We start from the raw sequence: 23,826 nt of genomic DNA on the forward strand, positions 1-23,826 counted from the left end.
TCGTGGCAAAGAACAGACAGCGGAAGCATACGGGCGAAACACATCCGTACGTCTCCGAGGCGCATGAGGGCAGACCGGCCTATGAATGGGTGGTCGCCGCATTCGTGGCGCTGTCCGCCGTGCTCGCCCTATGCGACCAGCTGTTCTGGGCGACATTGACGATCGCCGTGATCTCGATGGTCTCGGCGATCGTCCGACTGGTACTGCGGACGCGCAGTCCATGGAAGATACGCTCGGTGGGATTCGACTGCTTCTTCGGGTTCGCCCTCGGCATCGGGCTGTTGGCGACGTATGCGGCAATCATGCTGCTGTAAACGACTGCATGGAACAAAAAAGCTGGGGCACGGTTCGCAGGCCGTGCCCCAGCTTTTTTTGTTATCGACGAATCTCGACTTAGTCCTTCTTCACGTCGACGGTTTCATCATTCGATTCCACCGTCTCGTCGTTGTCGTTGTCTCCGGGCTCCCCGCCGTTTTCGGTTTCGGCGTTCTCATCGGCTTCGGTGCCTTCGACGGCATCGTCCGATGCGGGATCCTGTGAGGAATCGACCGGCACATCAGCGACGGCCTTCTGCTTGCGGGACTGGCCGATGGCGGCCGTCAACAGCACGGCCAGCGCCACCAAGGCGCCGCCCAGCAGCGGGCACACCCAGAACAGCCACAGCTGGCTCAACGGCTCGACGGTAAGGCCCTTGCCCTGGGCCACGATCGCGATGCCGGTGGAACGTGCGGGATTCAGGCCGGCACCGGTGACGGCATATGCCACGGCGACGGCGGCGCCATATGCAAGGCCCGTCGCCAACGTATGGGTATGGGCGGGGGAACCGTTCTCACGCAGCGTGACGGTCGCCGCGGCGACGACAAGAATCGCCATGACGACCTCTACGGCCAGCGCCATGATGTAGTTGAAGCTGATGCCGGCCTGGCTCAGCATGCTGTTGGACGGCGAACCGTCACCATAGCCGTTGACTGCGGAGGTGAACCACATCGTCGACGTGACCGTGCTGGACGTCGGCAGAATGCCCATGATCAGGAATCCCGCGGCGATGCCGCCGGCCACCTGGGCCAGAACGTACAGAATGCCGTCGATCCATGACGTACGGGAGGTAAGGACCGCGGCGAGCGTGACCGCGGGATTGAAATGACCGCCGGAGAAACGGCCGAACACCGCGGTGGACGCGGCATATGCCAACGCCGTCGCCAACGCGACGAACAATACGTTGGCTCCGTACAGCACCGTACCGTAGGTGCCCGCGGTGTAGATCACGAAGCAGGCGAAGAACGTGCCCGCGAATTCGGAGAGCACGCGCACGACGGGGGAGGAGCTCAGTTCTTTCGGATGGCAGGTATGTGTAGAAAGCGTAGATGTTTCTTGCATTGATTATCCTTATTATAGTCCGTACGAACGTCTCACATAGTACCAGCGGTTCAGACCTCCAGATACAATGAAAACATTGTGATTTCTGAGAATCATCTGTGAAAAACACAATCATCAATGAATCATCCAATTCATCGAATCATGAAAGGCCACGTTGGGAGAACGATGCCAGAGCAGCATTCATCAAACAGGAAATCATTCGAAGCCGGTAACCAGAACGAGGGCGTCCGCCTGCAGAAGGTTCTGGCCCAGGCAGGGTTCGGATCCCGCCGCAAGTGCGAGGAGATCATCACCGACGGCCGCGTGGAGGTCGACGGCGAGCTGATCACCGAACTGGGAACCCGCGTCGACCCGAAGCGCCAGAAGATCCTGGTGGACGGGTCGCGCATCCACATCGACTACCGTCACGTGACGCTCGCGCTGAACAAGCCCCGCAAGGTGCTGTCCACTATGAGCGACCCGAAGGGTCGCTGGACGCTGCGCGACATCATCGGCGACAAGTACGAGCGCGTGTTCCACATGGGCCGCCTCGACTACGATTCCGAGGGTCTCATCCTCATGACGGATGACGGCGAGCTTTCGCAGCACGTCATGCATCCCAAATACGAGGTGGCGAAGACCTACATCGCCACGGTGGAGGGCAAGCTCAGCGGCAACGTATGCCGGCGACTGGTCCGTACCGGCGTCAAGCTCGACGACGGCTGGGTCAAGCTCGACAAGTGCTCCATCCTCGACCAGAACCGTGAATACACGCTCGTGCGCGTGGTGCTGCATTCCGGCCGCAACCGCATCGTGCGCCGTATCTTCGGTTCCATCGGGTTCCCCGTGCGACGCCTCATCCGCACGCAGATCGGTCCCATCAAGCTGGGAGAGCTCAAGTCCGGCTCGTACCGCGTGCTTTCCCCCACCGAGGTGAAGTCGCTGGAGAAGGAGGTCGGCCTGTGATCCGCGTAGCAATCGACGGTCCCGCCGGCGTCGGCAAGTCCTCCACTTCGAAGGCCCTGGCCACCTATTTCGGATTCGCCTATCTCGACACCGGTGCCATGTACCGCGCCGCCGCCTGGTGGTGCCTGAACCAGGGCATCGACCTTGACGCGGAACAGCCCGACGAGAACCTCATCGTCGCCACGGTGGGCAGACTCTTCACGGAGGATCATTTCGACATCTCCGTGGATCCCGCCAATCCCGATGTTACCTGCGACGGCGAAAGCATCGCCGAGGCCATCCGGTCCCGCGAGGTCTCGTCCCACGTCTCCGTGGTGTCCTCCATCCTTCCGGTCCGTCACCTGCTGATCGCCGCGCAGCGTGCGTTCATCGCCCGCGAGGAGAACGGGGACTCGTTCTCGCACGGTGCCGGAATCGTCGCCGAGGGCCGGGACATCACCACGGTCGTCGCCCCGGATGCCGAGGTGCGTGTGCTGCTCACCGCGCGTGAGGAGGTCCGCGCCGCCCGTCGAGCCGACCAGAGCGCCGGCGTGGCCGCGGTCGGAGCCGACGACGTGGCCGCCCGCGACAAGGCCGATTCCAAGGTCACCAGCTTCATGACCGCCGCCGACGGCGTCACCACCGTCGACAATTCGGACATGGACTTCTCCCAGACCCTCGACGTGCTCATCCGCATGGTGGAGGACGCCATGGAGGAGAAGGCGTACGAGGACTATGCCGCAAACCTTTCCGAATACGAGCTGAGCGACGAGGACGAGAGTCTGGTGCAGGGCGCGTTCACGACGCCGGAGGAGCGCTCCCGTTCCAAGGCCGTGGGCGTGCTCGCCGTGGTCGGCCGTCCGAACGTCGGCAAGTCCACGCTGGTGAACCGCATCCTCGGCCGCCGCGCCGCGGTCGTCGAGGACACCCCCGGCGTCACCCGCGACCGTGTGAGCTATGACGCCGAATGGGCCGGCACCGACTTCAAACTCGTCGACACCGGCGGTTGGGAGGCCGACGTCGAAGGCATCGAATCCTCCATCGCATCCCAGGCGGAGATCGCCGTGCAGCTCGCCGATGCGGTGCTGTTGGTCGTCGACGGCACCGTCGGTCTTACCGCCAGCGACGAGCGTATCGTGAAGATGATTCGCCAGTCCGGCAAGCCGGTCACTCTGGCGGTCAATAAGGTCGATTCGCAGGCCGACGAGTACCTGTCCGCGGAATTCTGGAAGCTGGGACTGGGCGAGCCGTTTGGCATCTCCGCCATGCACGGCCGCGGCATCGGCGACCTGCTCGACGAGGCCTTGGAGAAGCTGCGCTCCGCAGAGAAGACCTCGGGTCTGCTCACTCCCACGGACCTGCGTCGAGTGGCCCTGATCGGCCGTCCGAATGTCGGCAAGTCGTCGCTGCTCAACCGTCTCGCTGGCGAGGACCGCGCCGTAGTCAACGATCTGGCCGGCACCACCCGCGACCCCGTCGACGAAGTGGTGACCGTGGACGACGAGGACTGGCTGTTCATCGACACGGCCGGCATCAAACGTCGTCTGCACAAGTTGTCCGGCGCCGAATACTATTCGACCCTGCGCACGCAGGCGGCGTTGGAGCGTTCCGAACTCGCGCTCGTGCTGTTCGACGTGTCCCAGCCGATCTCCGATCAGGACCTCAAGGTGATGAGCCAGGCCGTCGATGCCGGCCGTGCCATCGTGCTGGTGTTCAACAAGTGGGATCTGCTCGACGACTTCGGCCGCCAGCGCATCGAACGACTGTGGAAGACCGAATTCAACCGCGTCACCTGGGCGCAGCGCGTCAATCTTTCGGCGAAGACCGGCTGGCACACCAACCGTCTGACCGGAGCGATGCACACCGCCTTGGAATCCTGGGATAAGCGCATACCCACCGGCAAGCTCAACTCCTTCCTCGGACAGTTGCAGGCCGCGCACCCGCATCCGCTGCGTGGCGGCAAGCAGCCGCGCATCCTGTTCGCGACTCAGGCCTCGAACCGTCCGCCGCGGTTCGTCATCTTCGCGACGGGCTTCCTCGAGCACGGCTATCGCCGATACATCGAGCGCAGCCTGCGTGAGGAGTTCGGCTTCGAGGGCTCGCCGATCCAGATCTCGGTGAACATCCGAGAGAAGAAGCGCCGCAAGTAGCGTCTCGTCACCGTTGTTCGGTGGCGGATGCGCAGGCGTTGTCCTGCAGGTGAAAATTGAAATGATGGCCGGTGTCATATCGATGCCGGCCATCATGCATTTACGCATGCCTCCACACCATGATTTCCAATAAGACACGCCGTGCCGTCGATGATTTTGACAGCGGCATAATCGTCGGGTATATTATCTACTCGTTGCGCAAGCGACATCGGACCATAGCGCAGCTTGGTAGCGCACTTGACTGGGGGTCAAGGGGTCGCGGGTTCAAATCCCGCTGGTCCGACGATTTAGCTCGGAATTTCAACGATTCCGGGCTTTTTTGTATCTTGCGATAACCCGTGTTTTTACCCGTTCGGACACGACGGGAAACGCCACTGCCCCGTGACCGCGTGACCGGCGTTTAGCCGACGTCACAGCCGAAACGCATGTACGCCGACATGGAGCCACTGGCCAACGCCGAAACATACCAAAGTGAAGACACTGAGTCTGGGTTTGACGAGTCGCAGGAGACCAAGCCTCATATCGATGCGCTGGGCTACGGCTGTGATTCCGATGGGGAGCCCGGACCGGCGCCCCGAATCTCCGTTCCGCGGGGGAGCCAAGGATGACCGGTGCCCATCATCTGCGACGCGTGTCTAGCAAAACGGAGGAGCCGAACCGCGCGACGCACCAAAAGCAAGGAAAACTCACAGAACCATGATTACCATGGGTACCCATCCGACGAAATCGGCGTGACTGCAGGCGTTATGGAGAAGAACACCAACAGTGCACTGGGCGACCTCTCGCTCCCGTTGATTCATCCCGGCAAGAATAGAAGGCGTTTCTTCAAACATAGTCGAAGGTGATTCCGAGGAGCTGAGGAACGAAAAGTCCTCGGATACTGGAGGAACGGATCGTCGGTCTTGCCCAGTGCAGTACAGTAGTCGGGCAACGAGTTGAGCAGTCTCGCAAAGAGCAAATCGTTCTCGGCCCGCCAGCGGTTTGTGACTCTCAGGCCGGTGCGTCGTCTCTCGTCGAGACTCCTCCCGCCTCCTCACGCATTGCCTTTAGCCTTTTGCAGACAGCCCCATCGACTGGAAAGACTTTCTACGGATAAGAACTCGAACAGGTGAAGTCGCCGCTGCGGATGAACTCACGATTATGTCCAACGTCGAGGTACCCTCTCGCGAAAGCTGTGACCAAAACACAAAATCAACCGCATAGACCCACGGCTGCGGACTGTCTTATCAGATGTCGTCCTCGTCGCCGTCATTATGTGGCTTGTTCCGGGAGTCGTAGACAATACCCAAAAAGACACCAAGCGTCGTGCCGGCCGAAAGCCACAGGACGATGTTATGGGTGAGCATGCCGACGGCGATACCGAAAAGCATGCCAAGGCAGACGCCGAACGGCAGTCTCGTATGTGGAATGTTGTTTCGCCCATTGCGGTTCGTCATCCGAGTCCCCGTTCTTTTTTGATAGCTCCCTTTCAGTCTACCTAGACTTTCATCTCTGTTCCCAGTTCAGTGACGGCGCCGATGCCACGCCTTCTGTCATGGGATCCGCCTTAGCCTGAGAGTCGGCGGTCTCAAGACCATCGCAGACAGCGGCACTGAATAACGGCACCCCCAAACGATGCGGCCTGGAATCAGTTGGTATGAATAAGACCGAGTTGCATTTCTGATCGGAGCATTCTCACGTGTCATTGTCGAGATAACCGGGCCGCGCGCCGCACATCCGAAAGGAAGGCCTTCAATCGCTTCTCCCGCCTGCGGTTGTCGCAGAACCGGCATTCCCAATACGACAACACGGTCCATCCCTCATCCACCAGCCGCTGACGGTCCTCCAGCGTCTCCTCCCATTGGGTGGCATGCGCATCCTGCCATATGCGCAGCATCTCCGGAGGAAACGCCTTCCTTTTGCATTCCGAACGGTCGTGCCACAGGCACGGGTCCACGAATATCATGATTCGATACTTCGGCAGCGCGATGTCCGGCGGGCCCGGATACCGATCGTCGTATTTGCGGAACCGGAACCCGTCGCGGAACAGACGCGACCTCAGCCGAGACAGCAACGGCTCCATGTACGAGGATTTCTCGGCGGTCGTCTTGTTTTGGGATCCGGCGACCTGCAAGGCATAGAGCATGCCCATATCCTGCTCATCCGAACCGTATTTGAAGGATGCCGTGACGTTCGGGGCCACAATTCCCACAATCGTGCGCACGGTCTCCTTCGCTTCCTCTCGCGACTGCGCTATGCCACGGGCCTCCAATTCGGGGATCGTATACACCCATTCGCCGCGGATGTTTTCGATGAACGCCGTGACGCCATTGAGCCTGGCCGGTTCGGGCGCAACCGCCGCCACATGCCGTCTTCTTTGACTCTTCCAACCGTTACGACGGCCTTGTGACGTCAGATGGTATCCGTGGCATTGAGGACACAGATAATAACGACGTTCATCCTTGGCGGAGGCGGCGCCGCGGCGTGCGCGGCGCGTTGACGCCAACGCGATCTTGGCGTCCAGCTCGGTGGGGTATCGAATCTTGCCGCACGATCTGGTCGTCTCCTGACGTCCCATATGCTCCCCACATCTGCTGTCGTATCTGAAATCTGCGAGCCTTCTTCTTCGGTGTCTTCAGACCCATGGCACCTCCGACAGCAGCAAATACAGGTTGTTATTATTCCACGTATTCCACGACCGGCTCAAGATCAATCACCGGTTTTCGGCTTCTTGCGTGGCCGTCCTCCACCGACGCCGCGTCCGGGACGGGCCGCATTCCAAGCGTCTATGGTCTCAGGCAGCCATCCTCGCGTTCTGCCTATCATCACATCCGGTTCGGGCAGCTTGTAACCGGTGGAACTCGGGTTCTTGATACCGAGGCGCTCGCCGATCTCCTTGATGCCGAGATAATGTGCGGTCATTGTTTCTCCTTCGTCATTGTTCACTTGTGATACCGTCGCAGTCATGGTCAGGCCTTGAAGAGCGGGGACTGTCCTCAAGTGAGACGGATACCGCTTACTGCTTCTGCGTCTTCACGGTGATGGTCGTTCCCATCATGGTCGTCTGCCAGCTCACGCCATCGGATTTCGTATAGGTGAACTCCTTCGTGGCGTCCTGTGAGCCAAGCAGTGACGATTCCATGGCGGCGGTGTCGCCCTTGCTGGTCCATTTCCAGTCGCCGGCCTTGGTGGGGGCCTCGTAGGTTCCTTTCCAGTACAGGCTCCTGGTATCGGTGCCGACGAAGTTGATTTCGATGGTGTCGGCGGTGATGGTCGCTTCCATATAGGAATCCGTGCTGTTCGAATTCGTCTGCTTCCACGTTCCCGTCAGATCAGCTGGTTTCGGTGTTTCCTTTTGCTGTGACGTGCCTGACTGTGCATCGGTGACCGATGATTCGTTGGAATTGCCGCAGGCGGCCAATACCGTCAGCATCGTTATGACGGCGACTGTTGCGATGATCTTCTTCATGGCATGCTCCCTTGCATTGCTTACGACGGCTCCGGACCGTTATATGGTCTGCCGCAATTGCATACAACACTACAGGTCAATGGCGATTGAGATACGTCGAGTGTGTCTCCGTTGGCCGGCTTCCATGGACCTGATTCTCGTAAGCCAAATCAGCTGCCGAGAATTGTTCCGCACTTTGCCTGTTGGCCGGCGCAACACCACAATAACCATCTCGGAATCGAATCACCACCCATCAACCACCACGATTCCATGGCGACTTTCCTTATGCCTGTGGGCCAGAAGAAAAAGAAGAGCCGATGTCCAGCAAAAACACGACGGTATGCCATCCCGACGTACAGTAGGAATCATGCGATTCCTCATCCGCAGATACCGTTCCGGTGACGCCGCAGCGACTCTCGCGGTATTCCGCAAGTCAATCGCCGGCCTAGCGTCACACGACTACGATACGAAGCAGATTCGCGTCTGGGCCGGCCATACGGGAACCATATGGCAATGGGACCGGCAACGATCATCCACACCCACATGGGTCGCCACGCCACCGGATGACGATGAAGCGGTTACAGGCTTCATCGACGTCGACGAAAACGGATACATCGGCAGGCTGTTCGTGGACCCGACACACGCGAGACTCGGCATGGCATCGATGCTCCTCACCGAAATGGAACACCACACCCGCGCTCGCGGTCTGACACAGCTGAGCGTGCACACGAGCAGCACCGCAAGACCGTTCTTCGAACATCACGGATTCCATGTCGAGCAGGTCCGACACCCGGCAATCGGGACCATATCGTTCACCAACTACCTGATGGTCAGACCATAACCACCAGACCGGCACCCTTTTGATTCTCGCCGAACACCGGGCAGACGCATCTCGCGCCGAAACACAGGTCCAAATCAGAGAACGGCGGAAACCAACAGGAGGGCCAGCGAAACAACCGGGAACAACGCCTGCTTGACGGCAGCGCCACGCTTATCGGGACTGCCGGTGAACAACACCAGGGCGGCGAGTGCCATGGACACGGTGCCCGCAACCATCAACGTCACGCCGACGACATACTGCCCGGCGAAAACAAGCACCGCACCCACCAAGGCCATGACGCCGAGAAACAGATTATAGAAGCCCTGGTTATAGGCCATCTCTCTCGTCGCCTCCGCCTCCTGCGACGACACGATGGAAAACGTCCTCATCGTCCTCGGATCGGTCCAGCGAAACGACTCCAAAACAAAAATCAGCCCATGAAGCAACCCGGCAAGAACCGCGAACACACACGACGCCACGAGCATACGAATTCCCTCCCACACACAACAAAACGTCAAACACAATAACAGTCCCCATATAAAAGACCACTAGTAGAAGACCACTAAACCAGCCGCCATACAACACGTTCAATAGCGACGCCGGCAGCAACCGCATACGCCGCGCGCCACGTCATGTTTCGCGCACGGCGATGGGGGAGAAGCCCATCATGTACTCTGGAAAGGTTGAATCCTCGCGGCCGCAAACCAGCCAACAACCAACGGCCGACTCCATTCACAAAAGCAGTTGTTAGGAGCAAACACATGACATCAGGTCCCCAAATCCACGAGGGCATACTCGAACCCGGCGCCATCAACATCCACAAAGGCAAACGACGCCTCATCGAACTCACCCACTCGTCCACCAAAGCCACCATACTCATGGTGTCCGCCGCGCTCGCCGCCTTCGCCATCGAAAACACGCCGGCACTGCCATACTTCAACGAATTCTGGCAATCCGTGCACCTGACATTCTCCGTCGGCGCATTCCATGCGAACATCAGCCTCGAACACTTCATCAACGACTTCCTCATGGCCCTGTTCTTCCTCATGGTCGGCCTCGAGATCAAACACGAAATACGCGCCGGAGAACTCACCGAACCACGCAAGGCCATACTGCCCATCGTCGCCGCCGCAGGAGGTGCCATACTCCCTGCCATCATCTACCTGATCGTGAACGTCGGCGGCCAATACGCGGGCGGATGGGGAGTGCCCATGGCCAACGACATCGCCTTCTGCCTCGGCCTGCTCGCCCTACTCGGACGACGCATACCATCGGGGCTGCGCGCCTACCTATCCACGCTCACCATCGCCGACGACATGATCGCCATCGCCGTCATCGCACTCTTCTACACCACCAACCTCAGCCTGCCCTGGCTCATCGCCGCACTCGCCGCATACGCCCTGCTCATCGCATTCAACCGCTGCCACATCTACGACCTGCCGCCATACCTCATCGTCGGATTCATCCTATGGGTGTGCATGCTCTTCTCCGGAATCCACGCCACCCTGGCCGGCGTCATGCTGGCGCTTGCCATTCCGGCCCGTTCCGAAATCAGGCTGGACCGGGTGGGCGGCTGGTTCGCGCATCGTGTGCGCAAGGCCGAGGACCGCTACTCTCCTGACGAGCCGGATGTGGCGCAGCGGGAATACCTGCGTGAGGTGTATTCGATCCGCCGCGTATCGCACGCCACGATTCCGCCGACGATCCGTCTGGAAAAGCGCCTGCATACGTTCGTGTACTTCTTCGTGCTGCCGTTGTTCGCGTTCTCGAACGCCGGCGTGATACTCGCCGGCATGTCGTTCACTCAGGTCGTGACCAGTCCGGTGGCGATAGGCGTGTTTCTGGGGCTGCTTGTCGGCAAGCCTCTCGGAATCTTCATCGCCACATGGGCTACGGTGAGGCTGGGTGTTTCGCAACTTCCCAAGGGCGTGCAATGGGGTCACATCGTTGGTGTGTCGGCGCTTGGTGGCGTGGGATTCACCATGGCGATCTTCGTGACGAACCTGTCGTTCACGGACCCGCAGGTCACGGCGGTCGCCAAGACAGCCATCCTTGCCGCGTCCATCCTTGCCGGTGCCATCGGCTTCCTGATTCTGCGGCGCGAGGCGTTGAACGCCGAACACGGATCCTGACGCGGCGATGCCGAAGTGGATTCTCCCGCTTCGGCATCGAAGGGTCTGTTTTTATCGGTATCGGCAATCAATCTTACGAAACTTGCCCAAAAGCATTAGGAAGAGGCAAGCCGTCATCCTATACAATGTGGTGATGTGTCCAAAGAAAGGGAAACCTGTGTCCAACGATCCGTTTGAACTGTCCGCGGCGAAGATGCGCGAACACGGCATGAGTGAAATCGCGATTTCGCAATTCGAACGCCTGTACCGCACCTGGCAGCAGGACAACCATTCCGAATGGATTCGCGAATCCGACGTCGAGCCGCTCACCGACATCCCCGCCGTCCGCGACATCCACCACACCATCGACCATGAGAAAGCGCTCGAGGCGTTCAAGAAGACGGCCTTCCTCAAGCTCAACGGCGGTCTCGGCACGTCGATGGGACTGGCCGGCCCCAAGTCGCTGCTGCCCGTACGCCGTCACAAGGCCAAGCGCATGCGCTTCCTCGACATCATCCTCGGTCAGGTCGTCACCGCCAGAACGCGCGAGGACGCACAGCTGCCGTTGACGCTGATGAACTCCTTCCGCACGTCGAAGGAGTCGATGTCGGTGCTCCGCCACAACCGCCGGTTCCATCAGGAGGGTATCCCAACGGAGATCATCCAGCATGTGGAGCCGAAGATCGACCTTGCCACCGGCGCGCCGGTCAGCTTCCCCGAAAACCCCGAGCTCGAATGGTGCCCGCCCGGTCATGGCGACGTCTTCGCCACGCTGTGGGAGTCGGGTCTGCTCGACCAGCTGCTCGACAACGGCATCGAATACCTGTTCATCTCCAACTCCGACAACCTCGGCGCACGTCCCTCGACCACGCTTGCCGGCGCATTCGCGCAGTCCGATGCGCCGTTCATGGTAGAGGTGGCGCACAAGACCGCAGCCGACCGCAAGGGCGGCCACATCGTCCGCGACCGCAAGACCGGACGTCTCTCGCTTCGCGAGATGAGCCAGGTACATCCCGACGACAAGGCCGACGCCACCGACATCGCCAAGCACCCGTATTTCAACACGAACAACATCTGGGTGCGCGTGCGCGACCTGCGCGACAAGCTGGCACAGACCGGGGGAGTGCTGGATCTCCCCGTGATCCGCAACCGCAAGACCGTCGATCCCACGGACTCGTCCACCACCAAGGTCCTGCAACTTGAGACCGCGATGGGAGCCGCCATCTCGCTGTTCGACGGCGCCGCCTGCATCGAGGTCGACCGTCCGCGGTTCCTGCCGGTGAAGACCACGAACGACCTGTTCATCATGCGTTCCGACCGGTTCCACCTGACGGACACCTACGAGATGGAGGACGGCAACTACATCTTCCCCGTGGTGGATCTCGACCCCCGCTATTACAAGAACATCGCCGACTTCGACGAACGCTTCCCCTACGGCGTTCCGTCACTGGCCGCTGCGAACTCCTTCACCGTCAAAGGCGACTGGACGTTCGGCCAGAATGTGAAATGCTTCGCCGACGCCAGACTCGAGGACAACGGTGACCCCTCATACGTGCCGAACGGGGAATTCGTTGGCCCTCAGGGCATCGAACCTGATGATTGGCTGTGATCGATTGCTATCCTTATGGGCAAAAATCGTCCATAAGGATAATTTTTGATGAAAAAGCGGGTTTTACGGAAAATTACCCGTAAAATGTCTAAAGGCGTGAAAACGCCAACAATCAAATAACAACGTTAACGAGACGTGAGGACAGATGGCTGAGGGAGCTTCGAACGGAAGGCGCCGTTTTTCCGATAAATGGGGCAAGCACGAACTGGATGTGTTGGCGGTGCTTTCATCAGCGTTCCCCCAATGGCTTACGTCCCGCCAGATCGCACAGCGTGTGAAGGCATACGCCGATTCCTATGGTGAACTTGCCGATCAGGCCGCCAAGGCGGCCTTCGCCAAGCAGTTCCAACGTGATCGTGCCAAGCTGGCGGCCATGGGCATCGCCATCGAGTCGCGGCAGCCCGAATACTCGTCGAAATCCGAGGGGCAGGACTTCGCGTCCTATCGTCTGCAGCTGGGCGACGAGCCGCGCATTCGCATGCGCTTCGAACAGGAGGACCTTCCGGTCCTGGCTGCGGCGAACTATCTCGCCCAGTCGATCTCCCTTTCCTCGGCCTCGCAGCGTATGGAATCGCGGGAGAACGCCAAGCTGTCGCGCACTGCACCGCGTGTTCCGCAGATGCCCGTCCCCGGTCTGGGGCTGGATTCGATCGCCCCGGGCCTTGGCACGCAGACCATTCCCGATGTGCTGGTCAAGGTCGTCGATTCGCGTCGCTTCGCGGCGACGGTGGATGTGGACGGCGAGCACATCAACGTCGCCTACACCGATTCCGACGACCTGGCCATGTTCGTGCTTGAACACCCCGGCTCCTCGATCATCAGCCCGCAGGAGGCCGTGGATGCGTTCAACCGCCGTCTTAACGCCGCCACGCAGTTCGGTTCCGCAGACCGTCCCGAAGAGGCGTTCGCGGCGCGTCGCGATGTCTCCACCCCGGCGGACCATGCCTCCGATGTGGAGGATGGCAAGGGTAAGTCGAAGGGACGCAAGTCGCTGAGTGCATCCTTCCAGACGGGCTCCGAAGTGGATCGTCGTCTGCGCCTCATGCTGTTCCTCTCCGCGCATATCGGCGAGGAGTTCCCGATGACCGACTTGGCGGAGCGCTTCATCGGACACGCCCGAAGCGAGGACGAACTGAAAAAGTCGGTGGCGGTCATCCGCAAGGACATCGGCACGCTCACCACCGTCTCTGACGATGGTGAGATGGCCGGCAGCCAGTTCTTCGACATCGACTGGTCCCTGCTGGAGGCGGAGGGCATCATCAGCGCCACCAACTCCTTGGGGCTTGAACGGCTGGCCGGCATCTCGCCGCAGTATCTCAGCATGCTGTCCGCCTCGGTGAGCTATCTGGCGCATTCGCCATTGCTGCCCGCCGAATCGCGCAGGCAGGCCGCATCGCTGTATACGCGACTGCGCGAGCACACCGAGCCGGGTGAGACCCCGTGGCTGAGCCTTACCGGATACGAGCTCGAACCTCCGTGTTTCCAGGCTGTGGACAGTGCCATCCATTCGCGTTCGCTGTTGCGCATCGAATACACCGACGGTGCGGGCCGTACGCGCGAGAAGCTGGTGGCGCCCGCCAAGATCTTCGTGGACGAGGGCGTGTATTACGCCGCATTCTGGAATGGCATCGACAAGTCCTCCAGTGACTCGAAGCACAGGCACAGTGATTGGCAGGTGCTGCGCCTCGCCCGTATCGGACGGGCTGAAATCGTGGCCCCGCAGGATTCGATAACGATTCCGGACGTACCCGTTTCGGAACTTCGTCAGTGGAGCCTTGATAACGGTACGCCGTCCTCCTTCGTCACCGACAAGCCGGGATTGCCGTTCATCGATTCGCTTCAGGACGCCAAGGTGGAGCCGTGCGGCACCGGCGAGCTGGTGCATCTGACCGTCTCTTCGGATTCCTGGTTCGTCGCCTTTTGCATCGCCCATGCGCGTCATATCGTCGCGGTTTCGCCCGGTACCCTGCGTACCATGATCGTGGCCCGTGCGAAGCGGGAGCTCAGCGTCGGGGACGAATCGCACAAGACGTCCGCCGCATCCACCGAAAGGTGAGATTCGGGCATATCGTTTACCTGAGGAGGTTCCATGCCGGCCTGGATATGGATCGTGTTGGTGTTGTTCTTCATCGTCATGGTGGTTGCCGGACTGGTGTATGCGGGCAAACGAGCCATCGCCGCAATGCACGTCATAGGGGAGACCTCGGCTAAGACTTTCGGGGTATTGGACCAGTTGGAACAGGAGACAGCTCCCCGTCGCCCTGAGCCCCCGCTATACACACAACCGTTGCGAGTGGCCGCAGACCGGTATGCCGAAGCCCATGCCGAGGTCGTCCGGCATCAGGACGTCGTAAGAGACCGACACGTCGCCGTATGGCGCCGTTGGAAAGAGTTCAATGCCTAAACGCACCGACCCGACGCCGACAAGGCGTCCCATCATCGCCGTACTGACGAATCCCGCATCGGATAAGGGGCGCGGCCGATTCGCCGGACGCACCGCATTCGACCTTCTGCGGCGGCGTGGTGGCGAACTGGGATACGACGTCATTGACATTACCGGTGGAACACGATTCGAGTCATTGCGTAATGCAAGCCGTCCCATTCCCGGTTTGGAGGCTTTGGTTGTGGTCGGTGGGGATGGCATGGTGTCTCTCGGCATCAATGCAGTGGCCGACAGAGACATACCGTTGGGCATCATCCCGTGTGGGTCGGGCAACGACTTCGCGCGAGGGCTCGGCATGCCCATCGGCCATATCGACGCCGCCGTGGAAGTCATCATGGCGGCCCTATGCCAGCATTCGGCGATCAACATCGATCTCGGCCATGTTCGTTCGGCCGAAGACGGGGGCCGCCGCGTCAACACGTTCTTCGCCGGCATGCTGAACTGCTCGATCGATGCCGCGATCAACAGCCGGGCCAACCATTCCAGGTTGCCATTCGGCGGCCTGAGATATATGGAGGCCGGAATATGGGAGGCGTCGCATGTCACCGACTATGGATTCCACGTGGCGGTGACGTTCGAGGAGGGATTCCGTAGCGAATACGAGCTGTCCACCCCGCTGATCACCATCGCCAACGGCCGGTACATCGGCAGCGGCATCGAGGCCTCACCGGACTCCGATCTTGCCGACGGCATATTGGAGATGCTCTGGATCAAATGGATGCCGTCCGTGCCACAGGCCCTGCGTATTCTCGCCAAGGCCTATCAAGGAGTCCATACCGGGGACCCGCTTATCGGATATCGGCGCATCCGTGAGATAACGCTCGACTATGGCTTGCAGGGAGGAAAACCTCCCACGCTTATGGCCGACGGCGAGATTGTCGGTACGCTTCCGGTACGAGTGGAGGCCCATCGCAAGGCATTGAAGCTGCTGGTTCCCGACGCGGTGCGTCGCCAGTGGCGGTCATCATCGGACGATAAATTGGGGGAGTAGATATGGCTCGTCGACACCATCATCGTGGCAAACGAAACAACGTACAACAGGATGTTGAGCAATCGATGCAGGAGGATTCGTCAAGCCCTGCAGCCCGCTACCGTGCGTTCCAGGAACGTCGGCAGCGAAGGGCGAGCGTGGCGCAACGATTTGCGGATACGCTCGAATTTCCGCTTGATGACTTTCAGCGTCAGGCCATCGATGCGTTGGAGGACGGGGAGAACGTTATCGTCGCCGCACCTACGGGAGCGGGCAAGACCGTGATCGCGGACTTCGCGGTGTTCCTTGCCCAGGACCGTAATGTCAAGGCGTTCTATACAACACCCATCAAGGCGTTGAGTAATCAGAAGTACCATGATCTCGTCGCCATATACGGTTCGGACAGGGTCGGTCTGCTGACGGGGGACACCTCCATCAATTCCGAGGCGGACATCGTCGTCATGACCACCGAAGTATTGCGCAACATGTTGTATGAACACTCGACGACGCTCACGGCATTGCGCTACGTCGTCCTCGACGAGGTGCATTATCTGGCCGACCGTTTTCGCGGGCCGGTGTGGGAGGAGGTCATCATTCATCTTCCCGAGCAGGTGCGCGTCGTCGGCCTTTCGGCGACGGTGTCGAACGTGGAGGATTTTTCCGCGTGGATTGAGTCGGCGCGAGGGGATACCGCGTTGGTGGTCTCCGAACGTCGTCCGGTCCCGCTGAGGCAGCATGTCATGGTGCAGCCCGACGAGCGTCACGAGCCGGAGATCTATGACCTGTATCGTTCCGAAACCAGTACCCAGCTGAATCCCAGTCTGGTGAACCGCATCGCAGAACTCGACCGTAAGGCCGAACGCAGGGGCGGGCGTCCCGAGGACCGCAGACGCCGTCATCGCGGCCGAGGGAGCTCGGGATCCTCCGTGCAGCGTTATACGCCGAAACGATGGGCAGTGGTCGACGAACTGAACTATCTCGACCTGCTGCCGGGCATTTACTTCATCTTCTCCCGTACGGGATGCGACATGGCGGTGCAGCAATGCATCAACGCAGGGCTTGAGCTCACCACGGTCGACGAGGCGCGCCGCATCCGCCGTATCGTCGATGAGATGGTCGACGGCCGGCTGACCCGCGATGAGATGAAGACGCTGCGGTTCTCGCGCTTCCGGTTCGCGTTGGAGGAGGGATTCGCGCCCCATCATGCCGGAATGATCGCCCTGTTCCGCGAAATCGTGGAGAAGCTGTTCGAGGAAAGCCTGGTCAAGATGGTCTTCGCCACGGAGACCCTGGCATTGGGCGTCAACATGCCCGCGCGCTGTGTGGTGGTGGAGAAGCTCGAGAAGTTCAACGGCATCGGGCACGTTCCGCTCACTCCGGGAGAGTTCACGCAGCTCACTGGGCGAGCGGGGCGACGAGGCATCGATTCCATCGGGCACGCCGTTGTCGTCGATCATCGTGGCTTTCAGCCCCAGACGGCGGCTGCCCTGTCGTCGAAGCGTGTGTATCCGCTGCATTCAAGTTTCCGCCCGACGTTCAACATGGCGGTGAATCTGCTTAATTCCAGTGACTATCACACTGCCCGCGCAACGCTCGACCATTCGTTCGCCCAATGGGAGGCCAACGAATCCGCAGAGGCCCTGGAAGAGCGGATTACAACACTGAACAACGCGTTGAACGGTTATGAACGGGCCTTCGAATGCAGTCAGGGCGACTTCAGGGAATTCCTCACCATCCGTATGCGCCTGACCGATTTGGAACGCAACGAAAGGCGCGAGCTCAAGCATCGTGATTTTCATTCGGACGCCGCACGCAAACAGGCATTTCATGATCTCGACGAGCGTATAGCGCAACTACGCAGACTCGACAAGGAGCATCCCTGCCGCCAATGCGGCGACCTGGCTCAGCACATGCGTTGGGGTCACCGATGGATGAGGGAGACGCGCGAACTCGAACGTGTCAAGGGCCGTTACGATTCCCGTACCGGATCGGTCGCCCGCAGGTTCGATACGATATGCGCCATCCTGCAGAACATGGGATACCTCGATGCCCAGTACGCCGACGGTCGTGGGGATGAACGACGACCCGAGGACTATACGCTCACCCAGAGGGGGCAGTTGCTTCGTCGGCTCTACAGCGAACAGGACCTGGTACTTGCCCAATGCCTTGCCGAAGGTGTGTTCGACGGCATCAAGCCGGCCGATTTCGCGGCGTTGATGAGCGCCTTCGTCTATGAGCCGCGTCGTGGAGAATCGGGGGAGCCCCGACAGTACCCGCACGGTCCTTCGGGCCCCGTTGCCAAGGCGGCGGACCAGATACGACGGATATGCTATTCCATTAGCGTCCTGTGTGAGGACATGGGCCTCGAACCATTGAACCAGCTCAATTTCGGCATGGTCGACATCACTTACGTATGGGCCAGGGGAGGGGAACTCTCCGAAGTGCTGGATGGTACCGATATGACGGGTGGAGACTTCGTTCGCACCTGCAAGCGGCTGACGGACATCCTTGGCCAGATCGGCTCTACGGGACCGTATATGCCGATCGACGGCGAGGATACCGCCGCCACGGCGAGAACGGCGGCCGACCTCATCAACCGCGGTCTCGTATCGTATTCCGGAATCGACGAACAGGTCCGGGACGCTCGGGAATCCGAGGACGACGAGTGAGGGAAACGTACGAAGCCGTTGGAATAAAACGAAGGTCTTTGCTGTTTTGTAGCGTGGATACGGTTATTCGATAATGAGGAGGGCAACTAATGGCTGAACGCTCGCTCCGTGGTATGAGCATCGGCGCAAAATCACTGGAATCGGACGACAACGTCGATTTCGCCGCTCGTAACGATGTGGCCTACGTGTGCCCCAAGGGCCACCGCACCATTCTTCCGCTTGCCGAAGGCGCGGAGATTCCGGAGGAATGGGAATGCCGTTGCGGACAGACCGCCCATAGGGAGGGTGCCAAGGACGACGAGGCCAACGAGATCGCCAAGCCGACCCGAACCCACTGGGACATGCTGCTTGAGCGACGCACCGAGGAAGAGCTCAGCGAACTGCTCGACAAGCGATTGAAGATGCATCGCGAAGGCTGGATTCCGGACTACGAATAAACGTTGATGATGCCCGGCTTACGCCAGATACGTAGGCCGGGCATCATCGTTCGTTCGGAATATGAAACACGACACAGGGGAGAGGAACATGATCGATCATCCGAAGAACGTCGTCCTGCTGGATCTCGACGGCACGTTGACCCAGTCTCATCCCGGCATCTTCGCCGCCGTGGCCAAGGCCTTCGAGGCGGTGGGCCGTCCCGTGCCGGACGATGAGGAACTGCACCGTTTCATCGGTCCCGCCATCGTGGAGTCGCTTGAACGAAACGGAATCCATGGCGAGGATCTTGACAAGGCCGTTGAGGTATATCGTTACTACTATTCGACCGCCGAGGTCTTCGACGATCCCAACGAACCCGGCAAAAAGGTTCCCGGACGTCTGTACAACTCCGTGTATCCGGGAATTCCCGAACAGATGGAGCGTCTGCGCGAGAAGGGATATTATCTGGCCGTCGCCACCTGCAAGCCCGAGCCTCAGGCGATTGCCGTCTGCGACCATTTCCACATCACCGGCATGGTTGACGGCGTATACGGAGCCAGCATGGATTCCTCGCGTCTGGACAAGGACCAGGTCATCCGATATTGCTTCGAGTGCATCGGATACGACGAATCCGTCGGCGACAAGGCCGTAATGGTCGGCGATCGCTGGACCGACATGGACGGTGCCGCGGCGACGGGCATCGGCAGCATCGGATGCCGATGGGGCTATGCCGAACCGAACGAACTGGAAGACCATGGTGCGTCGATGATCATCGACACCGTGGACCAGCTGGCCGGCGCCGTCGACACGTTCTTCGCCGAATAATTCGAACGGGAATCCTTTCATGGGATTCGACCTTTGGCCAGACGCGATGTGCGAATTGGAAGAATACCGTCCATGAAACACGTTGCGTCTGTTTTTTTTTATTGTCCGATACGTTCTGTGCGATGAACAACGTATGTGAATGATGCTGGTATGCAAATGATTATGATTGTCCGATAACGTATGTTATGTCAGATTTGCAGTAGATATAAATACCGAACCGGATTATTCGTATTCGGCCTCTGGCTCCCAATCGGCATTTCCCGGCCATTTAGCCAATATCCTGTGATGACTGTGATGACTACTGCTCAGCGATTCGAGCCCTGCCTTCGCTTCGGCTTGCATGTTTGGTCTTCCGCATCTTCTGTATGCGCCGACGGGTGATATCATCAAGCTTCTGACTGCGTCGGGCATCATGTTGCCGGGCACTCAGGTCCACGAATTCCTCGATGTCCAAGGCGTCTTTGGTGTGATGCCACAGTGCGCCGACGGATACGCCGAATACGGCGGCTCCCCCACGCACCAATGCGATGACCTCCTCGTCGGTCGTGCATTCGTGCACGGTCTGTCCGTCGCACATGATGGTGATGTTCTCCAGTTCAGCGGCCGTGTGATCCTGCAGGCAGTCGATGGCTGCGGTCACGTTTTGCAGATTGACACCTGCGTCAAGAAGCTTCTTCGATACCGCCAGTATGACGACGTCCTTGAACGAGTACAGCCGTCTGGAGCCCGAGCCATGCGAAGGATTGATGGAGGGTACAACTATTTGTCTGCGGGCCCAGTAATCCAGTTGGCGATATGTGATGCCGGCTACACGTGAGGCCACTGTTCCGCGGTAGCCACGGCGTTCGTGGCGGGCGTCGCCGCCTTCGAATAACTGTCCCTGAACGGCGTCTGCAGCGCCCAGGCTGGTACGTTCCCGCAAGGGCACATGCAGACTCAACCGAACTTCGTTGTTTGCTCCGTCCATCACCGTTACCCTCCCGTACGGCTGAAACTGTCTGCTGTTCACAGTCTAGCCGCAGGGAGACGGTTTATGCGGCTACGACGGCGGATTTCGTGAAGAAGACCAGACGGAACTTGCCGATCATGATTTCGTCTCCGTTGTTGAGCACGGCTTCGTCGACGCGCTGGCGGTTGACGTACGTGCCGTTGAGCGAGCCCGCATCCTGCACGGTGAAACGCCCGTTGACGCGACGGAACACGGCGTGTGCCCTGGAGACCGTGGAATCGTCAAGAAGGATGTCCGAATGGGGGTCACGGCCCACGTTCACGACGTCCTCATCCAGAAGATAACGGGAGCCGGAAACCGCTCCGCGGGTGGAGATCAGCAGCGCGGAATTGTCGCTCAGGCGTGCGATGGTGTCCAGGTCCTGCTGGGTGAGGGGCCTGTCCCCCGCTGTGGTAATCGGGATATGAATGGCCGGGATGCCAATGATGGTGGTTTCGCCGGCGGTTGGAATCGGATCAGTCATAGTATGCATTCTACATAGGCGGTGATATAAGCGCTGCGACGGATTTCATTTCGGTCCCGGTTCCTGATGTCGCGACGCCTCTCATCCGCGTGGATTGGGGTTTGTTGGGACCTGCTCGCCCTCTCCGTGCATGTGACGGAGAGGGCGAACGGTGTTCGGACATCCTTCTCTAGCTCAGGGCGTCACGAAGCTTGGAGAAGAATCCCTTCGGCTTTGATGCCGGGCGGGGCTGGGAATTGCGTGGGATGCGCTTTGGGTCGGCGTCGCCGTCGTGCGATTCGGCGAACTGCTCGATGAGCTTGCGCTCGGCATCGTCGAGCTTCGTCGGGATGACGACGATGACGTGGGCGATGAGGTCTCCGCGCTCCCCCTTGGAACGCAGACGGGTGACGCCGAGACCATCGAGCGTGATGACGTCCTCCTGCTGGGATCCTGCGGGGATGTCGATGGTTCGCTCCCCGTCGAAGGTGTCGATGCTGAGGGAATGACCCAGCACGGCCCAGCTCATGGGCACCTCGATCCAGCAGTGAAGGTCGTCGCCCTCGCGCACGAAGTTCTTGTCGGGCGCCACATGGACGTCGATGTACAGGTCGCCGGCGGTGCCGCCGCCCTCGCCCACCTCGCCCTGGGACGCCAGTCGCAGACGGGTATCGTCGGTGATGCCGGCGGGAACCGACACGCCCACGCTCCGCTTGGAGCGAATCCTGCCATGGCCCATGCACGACGGGCAGGGATTGTCGATCACCGTGCCATGGCCCTCGCATCGGTCACAGGGCGCCGAGGTCATCATCTGTCCCAGCATGGTGCGTACGACCTTCTGGGCGAAGCCTCGTCCCTGGCAGTCCGGGCATGTGGTGGGCGTCGAGCCGCCGGCGGTGCCGCTGCCCTTGCAGTCGGGACACAGCGCCATGGTGCGGATGTCGACATGGGCGGTGCCGCCGAACACAGCGGTCTTGAGGTCGATGGTCACGTTTGCGAGGGAGTCCCGGCCGGGCTGCGTGCGCGGAATCGGCCCCTGCGCTCCCCCGCCGAAGCTCTGTCCGAAGAACTGACCGAAGATGTCTCCCATGTCGAAGCCGGCAGCGCCTGCACCGAATCCTCCGGCGTTCGGGTCGTTCGGGTCGACGCCCTGATCGTACATGCGGCGCTTGTCGGGGTCGGAAAGCACCTCGTAGGCGGAATTGACCTCTTTGAACTTGTCTTCGAATTCGGGGCCGGCGATATCCGGATGATACTTGCGGCTCATCTTGCGATAGGCCTTCTTGATCTCATCCTCGCTGGCGTTCTGGTTCACGCCCAATATCTTGTAGTAGTCAGCCAATGTGGGTCTTTCCTGTGGTTGTCGTTGTGATATCCGTCGATAATTGTGCCATAAGACTAGTCTGTGGAGTCGTCATCGGGGGAATTCTCCTCGTTGGCCATGAACTCCGTAAGGTATTTGGCCACCGCGCGTACGGCGGAGATGGTGGTCGCATAGTCCATGTGCGTCGGTCCGATGGAGCCGATGAAGGCCACCGGCTCCGCGTTGCCGGAGGGCTGCCCCGAGGCTCCGCCGTCGTCCGCGGTGGACTGTCCGTAGCCGCTGGTGACCACCGAGGCGTTCATGAGTCCGGGAGTATGGGTCTCGGATCCAATGGCGATGCCGACGCCATGGGATTGCGTGACCTCGCTGAGCGCCGTCATAAGCCGCATGATGACCGCTTGCTCCTCCAATGCGTCGAACAGCGGCGCGATGACGTTCATGTCGACCACCTGACGGTGGGTGAGCTGCGATGTGCCGGCCATATACAGGTTGCTGGATTGCTCCTGCGTGGCGAGTTCGTCGCAGACCCGTGCCAGAGCCTCGAGAAGCGAGCGGTTGATCGGAGACGATTCGTCGCCTGCGAACATGCGGATGTCGCTTCCGGCACGACGCAGCGAACGGCCGGTGCATGCCGTGTTGATCTTCGCGCTTATACGGGCGAGGGTGTCGTCGCCGGGCCGTTCCGCCGCGATGATCGTGCGCTGCTCGACCCTGCCGGTGTCGGTGATGACGACGACGAGTATCGTGGCCGAGGAGATGGGCACCATCTCAAGATGGCGGAGCGCCGAACGGGCCAGCGACGGGGACGCGACCACGGCCACCTGCCCGGTGATCTGCGCGAGCAGCCGTGCGGAGCGGCGCAGGGTGTCGTCGAGGTTCACCGACCCGGAGAGGAAGCTGCGGATGCCGCGCTTCTGTGCCTTGGACAATGGCACCACCGTGGCGAGCTTGTCCACGAAGTAGCGGTACCCCTTTTCGGTGGGTATGCGACCGGCCGAGGTGTGCGGCTGGATGAGATATCCCTCGTCCTCCAGGGCGGCCATGTCGTTGCGTACGGTGGCGGAGCTGACGCCGAGGTCATGGCCGCGTGTGAGCGCCGCCGACCCCACCGGTTCATGCGTTCGTATGTAGTCCTCAATGACGGCGCGGAGTACCGACATGCGTCGTTCGTTCGTCATGCAAGCCTCCTTAAATCGTTATCTTGGCAAAGTCCGGTTGTGTATCCCCATTATTTTTAGCACTCGGTGGCTTCGAGTGCTAGCCGAGGGCGTAAACAAACTTAAATGAACATCGATGAACATTTTTCTAA

The 23,826-nt window shown here is 60.1% G+C and carries 21 protein-coding genes and 1 tRNA gene; 12 read left to right on the forward strand and 10 right to left on the reverse strand.

Annotated features, from left to right (window positions below):
- Positions 1-2: 2 nt before the first annotated feature.
- On the forward strand, positions 3-314 hold the full coding sequence (locus CS006_RS06240) for a DUF3017 domain-containing protein (protein WP_243386831.1): 312 nt from the start codon (positions 3-5) through the stop codon (positions 312-314).
- A 79-nt stretch (positions 315-393) separates the two neighbouring features.
- On the opposite strand, the gene CS006_RS06245 is transcribed toward CS006_RS06240, so the two are convergent.
- Positions 394-1,377: an MIP/aquaporin family protein gene (locus CS006_RS06245; protein ID WP_100510965.1), complete on the reverse strand. Its 984-nt coding sequence runs from the start codon at positions 1,375-1,377 to the stop codon at positions 394-396.
- 165 nt (positions 1,378-1,542) lie between these two features.
- On the opposite strand from CS006_RS06245, the gene CS006_RS06250 reads away from it, so the two are divergent.
- From CS006_RS06250 to CS006_RS06260, 3 genes are all read left to right on the forward strand, one after another.
- A complete protein-coding gene (locus tag CS006_RS06250; RefSeq protein WP_100510966.1) occupies positions 1,543-2,322 on the forward strand; it encodes a pseudouridine synthase in 780 nt (259 codons plus the stop codon).
- A complete protein-coding gene (gene der / locus CS006_RS06255; protein ID WP_100510967.1) occupies positions 2,319-4,451 on the forward strand; it encodes a bifunctional cytidylate kinase/GTPase Der in 2,133 nt (710 codons plus the stop codon). The genes CS006_RS06250 and der overlap by 4 nt, the downstream gene beginning before the upstream one ends.
- 209 nt (positions 4,452-4,660) lie before the next feature.
- Positions 4,661-4,734: transfer RNA gene (locus CS006_RS06260), tRNA-Pro, on the forward strand.
- 943 nt (positions 4,735-5,677) lie between these two features.
- Here the strand turns inward: CS006_RS06260 and CS006_RS06265 are convergent.
- From CS006_RS06265 to CS006_RS10960, 4 genes are all read right to left on the reverse strand, one after another.
- The gene (locus CS006_RS06265; RefSeq protein WP_100510968.1) at positions 5,678-5,887 is read right to left on the reverse strand and encodes a glycine zipper domain-containing protein; all 210 of its coding nucleotides are present in this window, start codon (positions 5,885-5,887) and stop codon (positions 5,678-5,680) included.
- A 245-nt stretch (positions 5,888-6,132) separates the two neighbouring features.
- Positions 6,133-6,795: a hypothetical protein gene (locus tag CS006_RS06270; protein WP_243386833.1), complete on the reverse strand. Its 663-nt coding sequence runs from the start codon at positions 6,793-6,795 to the stop codon at positions 6,133-6,135.
- A 344-nt stretch (positions 6,796-7,139) separates the two neighbouring features.
- Positions 7,140-7,352, reverse strand: a complete 213-nt coding sequence (locus tag CS006_RS06275; protein ID WP_100510969.1) for a hypothetical protein — start codon at positions 7,350-7,352, stop codon at positions 7,140-7,142.
- Between the two features lie 94 nt (positions 7,353-7,446).
- Positions 7,447-7,713, reverse strand: coding sequence for a hypothetical protein (locus CS006_RS10960; RefSeq protein WP_243386835.1), 267 nt, complete (start codon positions 7,711-7,713; stop codon positions 7,447-7,449).
- 10 nt (positions 7,714-7,723) lie between these two features.
- On the opposite strand from CS006_RS10960, the gene CS006_RS06285 reads away from it, so the two are divergent.
- Positions 7,724-8,719 carry a GNAT family N-acetyltransferase gene (locus tag CS006_RS06285; RefSeq protein ID WP_243386838.1) on the forward strand — a complete coding sequence of 332 codons (996 nt, stop codon included), beginning with the start codon at positions 7,724-7,726 and terminating at the stop codon, positions 8,717-8,719.
- Positions 8,720-8,793: 74 nt separating this feature from the next.
- On the opposite strand, the gene CS006_RS06290 is transcribed toward CS006_RS06285, so the two are convergent.
- Positions 8,794-9,183, reverse strand: a complete 390-nt coding sequence (locus CS006_RS06290; protein ID WP_100510972.1) for a DUF1304 domain-containing protein — start codon at positions 9,181-9,183, stop codon at positions 8,794-8,796.
- A 276-nt stretch (positions 9,184-9,459) separates the two neighbouring features.
- On the opposite strand from CS006_RS06290, the gene nhaA reads away from it, so the two are divergent.
- The 7 genes from nhaA (at position 9,460) to CS006_RS06330 (ending at position 19,742) form a co-directional block, all read left to right on the forward strand.
- The gene (gene nhaA, locus CS006_RS06295; RefSeq protein WP_207760013.1) at positions 9,460-10,830 is read left to right on the forward strand and encodes a Na+/H+ antiporter NhaA; all 1,371 of its coding nucleotides are present in this window, start codon (positions 9,460-9,462) and stop codon (positions 10,828-10,830) included.
- Positions 10,831-10,963: 133 nt separating this feature from the next.
- Positions 10,964-12,418: a UTP--glucose-1-phosphate uridylyltransferase gene (locus CS006_RS06300; RefSeq protein ID WP_100510974.1), complete on the forward strand. Its 1,455-nt coding sequence runs from the start codon at positions 10,964-10,966 to the stop codon at positions 12,416-12,418.
- A gap of 145 nt (positions 12,419-12,563) precedes the next feature.
- Complete coding sequence (locus CS006_RS11145; RefSeq protein WP_100510975.1) at positions 12,564-14,474, forward strand: helix-turn-helix transcriptional regulator; 1,911 nt, start codon at positions 12,564-12,566, stop codon at positions 14,472-14,474.
- Positions 14,475-14,814: 340 nt separating this feature from the next.
- Positions 14,815-15,852 (forward strand): diacylglycerol/lipid kinase family protein, encoded by a 1,038-nt coding sequence (locus CS006_RS06315; protein WP_100510977.1) that lies wholly within the window; start codon positions 14,815-14,817, stop codon positions 15,850-15,852.
- 2 nt (positions 15,853-15,854) lie between these two features.
- Positions 15,855-18,500: a DEAD/DEAH box helicase gene (locus tag CS006_RS06320; protein WP_100510978.1), complete on the forward strand. Its 2,646-nt coding sequence runs from the start codon at positions 15,855-15,857 to the stop codon at positions 18,498-18,500.
- 89 nt (positions 18,501-18,589) lie between these two features.
- Positions 18,590-18,937, forward strand: a complete 348-nt coding sequence (locus tag CS006_RS06325; protein ID WP_100510979.1) for an RNA polymerase-binding protein RbpA — start codon at positions 18,590-18,592, stop codon at positions 18,935-18,937.
- Positions 18,938-19,025: 88 nt separating this feature from the next.
- On the forward strand, positions 19,026-19,742 hold the full coding sequence (locus CS006_RS06330) for an HAD hydrolase-like protein (protein ID WP_100510980.1): 717 nt from the start codon (positions 19,026-19,028) through the stop codon (positions 19,740-19,742).
- 298 nt (positions 19,743-20,040) lie between these two features.
- On the opposite strand, the gene CS006_RS06335 is transcribed toward CS006_RS06330, so the two are convergent.
- The 4 genes from CS006_RS06335 to hrcA form a co-directional block, all read right to left on the reverse strand.
- Complete coding sequence (locus CS006_RS06335) at positions 20,041-20,709, reverse strand: MerR family transcriptional regulator (RefSeq protein ID WP_100510981.1); 669 nt, start codon at positions 20,707-20,709, stop codon at positions 20,041-20,043.
- A gap of 64 nt (positions 20,710-20,773) precedes the next feature.
- A complete protein-coding gene (locus CS006_RS06340) occupies positions 20,774-21,214 on the reverse strand; it encodes an FHA domain-containing protein (protein ID WP_100510982.1) in 441 nt (146 codons plus the stop codon).
- 169 nt (positions 21,215-21,383) lie between these two features.
- Positions 21,384-22,535 (reverse strand): molecular chaperone DnaJ, encoded by a 1,152-nt coding sequence (gene dnaJ, locus CS006_RS06345; RefSeq protein ID WP_100510983.1) that lies wholly within the window; start codon positions 22,533-22,535, stop codon positions 21,384-21,386.
- 56 nt (positions 22,536-22,591) lie between these two features.
- Positions 22,592-23,695: a heat-inducible transcriptional repressor HrcA gene (gene hrcA / locus CS006_RS06350; protein ID WP_100510984.1), complete on the reverse strand. Its 1,104-nt coding sequence runs from the start codon at positions 23,693-23,695 to the stop codon at positions 22,592-22,594.
- Positions 23,696-23,826 lie beyond the last annotated feature (131 nt).

Origin of the sequence: Bifidobacterium primatium (assembly GCF_002802875.1) — a bacterium.
Lineage (GTDB): Bacteria > Actinomycetota > Actinomycetes > Actinomycetales > Bifidobacteriaceae > Galliscardovia > Galliscardovia primatium.